The 3,713-nt window shown below is 71.5% G+C and carries 4 protein-coding genes; all 4 read left to right on the forward strand.

Features of this window, described 5'->3' with window-relative positions:
- The first annotated feature begins 69 nt into the window (after positions 1-69).
- Positions 70-1,077, forward strand: coding sequence for a carbohydrate ABC transporter permease (locus tag ACFV0G_RS37085; RefSeq protein WP_380557510.1), 1,008 nt, complete (start codon positions 70-72; stop codon positions 1,075-1,077).
- Positions 1,078-1,080: 3 nt separating this feature from the next.
- Positions 1,081-1,959 (forward strand): carbohydrate ABC transporter permease, encoded by an 879-nt coding sequence (locus ACFV0G_RS37090; RefSeq protein ID WP_380557513.1) that lies wholly within the window; start codon positions 1,081-1,083, stop codon positions 1,957-1,959.
- 45 nt (positions 1,960-2,004) lie between these two features.
- The gene (locus tag ACFV0G_RS37095; RefSeq protein ID WP_380557516.1) at positions 2,005-3,468 is read left to right on the forward strand and encodes a GH1 family beta-glucosidase; all 1,464 of its coding nucleotides are present in this window, start codon (positions 2,005-2,007) and stop codon (positions 3,466-3,468) included.
- 57 nt (positions 3,469-3,525) lie between these two features.
- Positions 3,526-3,713: hypothetical protein (locus tag ACFV0G_RS37100; RefSeq protein ID WP_380557519.1), on the forward strand; the 188-nt coding region annotated here is incomplete at its 3' end.

The following is a 3,713-nucleotide window of genomic DNA, read 5'->3' on the forward strand; positions in this document are numbered from 1 at the left end:
GCCGAGCCCTGCGCCCGGCCGGGCGGCCATGCACCGCAGCCGACAGCCACTCCCGGGAAGGACAACCCAGTGGCCACCTCCATCCGAGCCGCGGCCGAGGACGGCTCGGCGCCGACCAGCGCGCCGGGCTCCCCGTCGCCCTCCGCACCGAAGCAGCGTTCGGCCTGGCGCTCTCGGCTCTACCGCATCGACCTGAAGGCCTCGCCGTACGCGTACATCGCGCCGTTCTTCGTGTGCTTCGCCGCGTTCGGACTGTTCCCGCTGATCTGGACCGGCTGGCTCTCCCTGCACCGGGTCGACCTGCTCAACCAGGACGTCATGGACTGGCGGGGCTTCGACAACTACACCCGCCTGTGGGACACCGACCAGTTCTGGACCGCGCTGCAAAACACCTTCACCATCGGTGTCATCTCGACCGTCCCGCAGCTGCTGATGGCCCTGGGCCTGGCCCACCTGCTCAACTACCGGATGCGCGGGCGCGGCTTTCTCCGGGTGGCGATCCTGGCTCCGTACGCGACCTCGATCGCGGCCGCCACGCTGGTCTTCGTCCAGCTGTTCAACCCGGACTACGGCCTGATCAACTGGGTGCTGAGCGCGGTCGGCCTCGACGGCACCAACTGGTACTCGGACACCTGGCCGTCGCAGATCGCGGTCTCCACCATCGTGACCTGGCGGTGGACGGGCTACAACGCGCTGATCTACCTGGCCGCGATGCAGGCCGTCCCGAAGGACCTCTACGAGGCGGCGAGCCTGGACGGCGCCTCGCGCTGGCAGCAGTTCACCCGGATCACCGTCCCGTCGATCCGCCCCACCATCCTCTTCACCATCATCGTGTCGACCATCGGCGCCACCCAGCTGTTCGGTGAGCCGATGCTGTTCGGCGGCGGCGTCGGCGTCAGCGGCGGCTCGGCGCACCAGTTCCAGACGCTCAGCCTCTACATGTACGAGCTGGGCTGGCCCAGCCGCCAGCTGGGCCGCGCCTCGGCGGTGGCCTGGACGATGCTGCTGATCCTGCTGCTGATCGGCGCCGTCCAGTGGCTGGTCGCCCGCCGCAACCGCACCAAGCTGGGAGGCTGAACCATGGCCGTCATCTCCACCGCACCCCTGCGCCGGCGGCTCCGCCCGGGCGCCGGCGACCAGGACAAGGCCGGCCCGGTCACGTACGTCGTGCTCGGCATCGCCGCGGTGCTCTCGCTCTTCCCGCTGTACTGGACGTTCGTCGCGGCCAGCAACACCGGCGACCGGGTGGCCCAGTCGCCGCCGCCGCTGCTGCCGAGCGGTGAGCTGTGGACCAACATCAGCACCGCCTGGGAGCAGGCGGACATGGGCAAGGCCCTGCTCAACTCGACCGTGGTGGCGGGCTGCGTCTCGCTCAGCACGGTGCTCTTCTCCACGCTGGCCGGCTTCGCCTTCGCCAAGCTGCGGTTCCGCGGGCGGAACGCGCTGCTCACCCTGGTGGTGGCGACCATGACCATCCCGCCGCAGCTCAGCGTGATCCCGCTCTACCGGATCATCACCGACCTCGGCTGGGGCAACCAGATCCAGTCGGTGATCCTGCCCTCGCTGGTCGCGGCGTTCGGCGTGTTCTTCATGCGGCAGTTCCTCTCCGAGGCGCTGCCGCTGGAGCTGATCGAGGCGGCGCGGGTGGACGGCGCGCACAGCCTCCGGATCATCTGGCATGTCGTGCTGCCGATCGCGCGCCCCGCGATGGCTGTCCTGGGCATGCTGGTGTTCGTGCAGTCATGGAACGACTTCTTCTGGCCCTTCGTCGTCCTCACCCAGCAGAACCCGACCGTCCAGGTGGCGCTCTCGGCGCTGGGCGGCGGCGCGGGCCACGACATCAACCAGGCGGTGATCATGACCGGCGCCCTGGTGGGCACCCTTCCGCTGTTGCTGATCTTCGCCGTCCTGGGCAAGCACATCGTCGGCGGCATCACGGCCGGCGCAGTCAAGAGCTGACCGTCGACCATCCGTCCCACACCCACTCATGGGAGCGCTCCCGTTATGACCGTCACCGATCCGCACACTCCGGCGGACCTCGCTGCCCGATCCCGGTCCGGCCCCTTCCCGCCGGGATTCGCCTGGGGTGCGGCCACCGCCGCGTACCAGATCGAGGGCGCCGCCGCCGAGGACGGCCGCACGCCCTCCATCTGGGACACCTTCAGCCACACCCCCGGCAAGGTCGCCAACGGCGACACCGGCGACACCGCGGTCGACCACTACCACCGCTTCCGCGAGGACGTCCGGCTGATGGCCGAGCTCGGCCTCACCTCGTACCGCTTCTCGCTCTCCTGGCCGCGCATCCAGCCCACCGGCCGCGGCCCCGCCGTCGAGCGCGGCCTGGACTTCTACCGCGCCCTCGCCGACGAACTCCTCGCCCACGACATCACCCCCGTCGCCACGCTCTACCACTGGGACCTCCCCCAGCACCTCGAGGACGCCGGCGGCTGGCCGCAGCGCGACACCGCCCACCGCTTCGCCGAGTACGCCCACCTCGCCGCCGAGGCGCTCGGCGACCGCATCGGCATCTGGACCACCCTCAACGAGCCCTGGTGCAGCGCCTTCCTCGGCTACGCCTCCGGCGTCCACGCCCCCGGCCGCACCGACCCCGGCGACTCGCTGCGCGCCGCGCACCACCTCAACCTCGGCCACGGCCTGGCCGTCGGCGCCCTGCGCGCCGCCCTCCCCTCCTCCGCCCAGATCGCCGTCTCGCTCAACCTGCACGCGGTGCGGCCGTACAGCTCGCACCCGGGCGACCTGGAGGCGGCCCGCCGGATCGAGGCGGTCGGCAACCGGATCTGGACCGGCCCGATGTTCAAGGGGCGCTACGACGAGGACCTGATCGCGGACACCGCCCACCTGGTCGACTGGGACACCCTGGTGCAGCCCGGCGACCTGGCCGAGATCTCCCGTCCGATCGACCTGCTCGGCCTCAACTACTACAACCCGACCCTGGTCTCCTCCGTGGCGAACGCCGAGCACCTGCCCCGCCACGACGGGCACGGCGACAGCACGTTCTCGCCGTGGCCGGGCGCCGACGACGTCGCCTTCCACCTCGCCCCGGGCGAGGTCACCGCGATGAACTGGCCGATCGACCCGACCGGGCTGTCCGACTCGCTGCTCGCGCTGCACCGCGAGTTCGGCCTGCCGCTGCTGGTCACCGAGAACGGCGCCGCCTTCGAGGACACCGTGGGCGAGGACGGCAGCGTCCACGACCCGGAGCGCGCCGCCTACATCCGCGGCCACCTGGGCGCGGTCGCCGACGCGATCGCCGGCGGCGCCGACGTGCGCGGCTACTACTGCTGGTCGCTGCTGGACAACTTCGAGTGGGCGTACGGCTACGAGAAGCGCTTCGGCATGGTGCACGTCGACTACGACACCCTGGTGCGCACCCCGAAGACCAGTGCCCGCTGGTACGCCGAGGCGATCCGCACCGGCCGGCTGGACCACGGCATCGACCAGGGATGATCACACTCCGTCACTGCCAGGCGTGACCGGAGTGGCTCTCGCTCGTTCTCCTCTCACGTGCGAGCTGTTCACGCGGCGCGGCCGCTTCCGGAGCCGGCGACCGGCAGGCTCCCCGTCCGGGCCGGTCGGCGCCGGGCCCGGGCGCTGGCGGCCGGCGGTGTGCTCCTCTCCCCCCTCTGGTGGGCCGGGCCCGGCCAGGCGCCGGCCCGGGCGGTCGAGCAGTCCCCACCGGGGCTGATCACCAC

Source organism: Kitasatospora sp. NPDC059571 (assembly GCF_042735675.1).
In the GTDB taxonomy this organism is placed as follows: domain Bacteria; phylum Actinomycetota; class Actinomycetes; order Streptomycetales; family Streptomycetaceae; genus Kitasatospora.

Bases quoted from the DNA above. Each gene is read 5' to 3' on its own strand.
- ACFV0G_RS37090 (WP_380557513.1), top strand. From the start codon at position 1,081: ATGGCCGTCATCTCCACCGCACCCCTGCGCCGGCGGCTCCGCCCGGGC.
- ACFV0G_RS37095 (WP_380557516.1), top strand. From the start codon at position 2,005: ATGACCGTCACCGATCCGCACACTCCGGCGGACCTCGCTGCCCGATCC.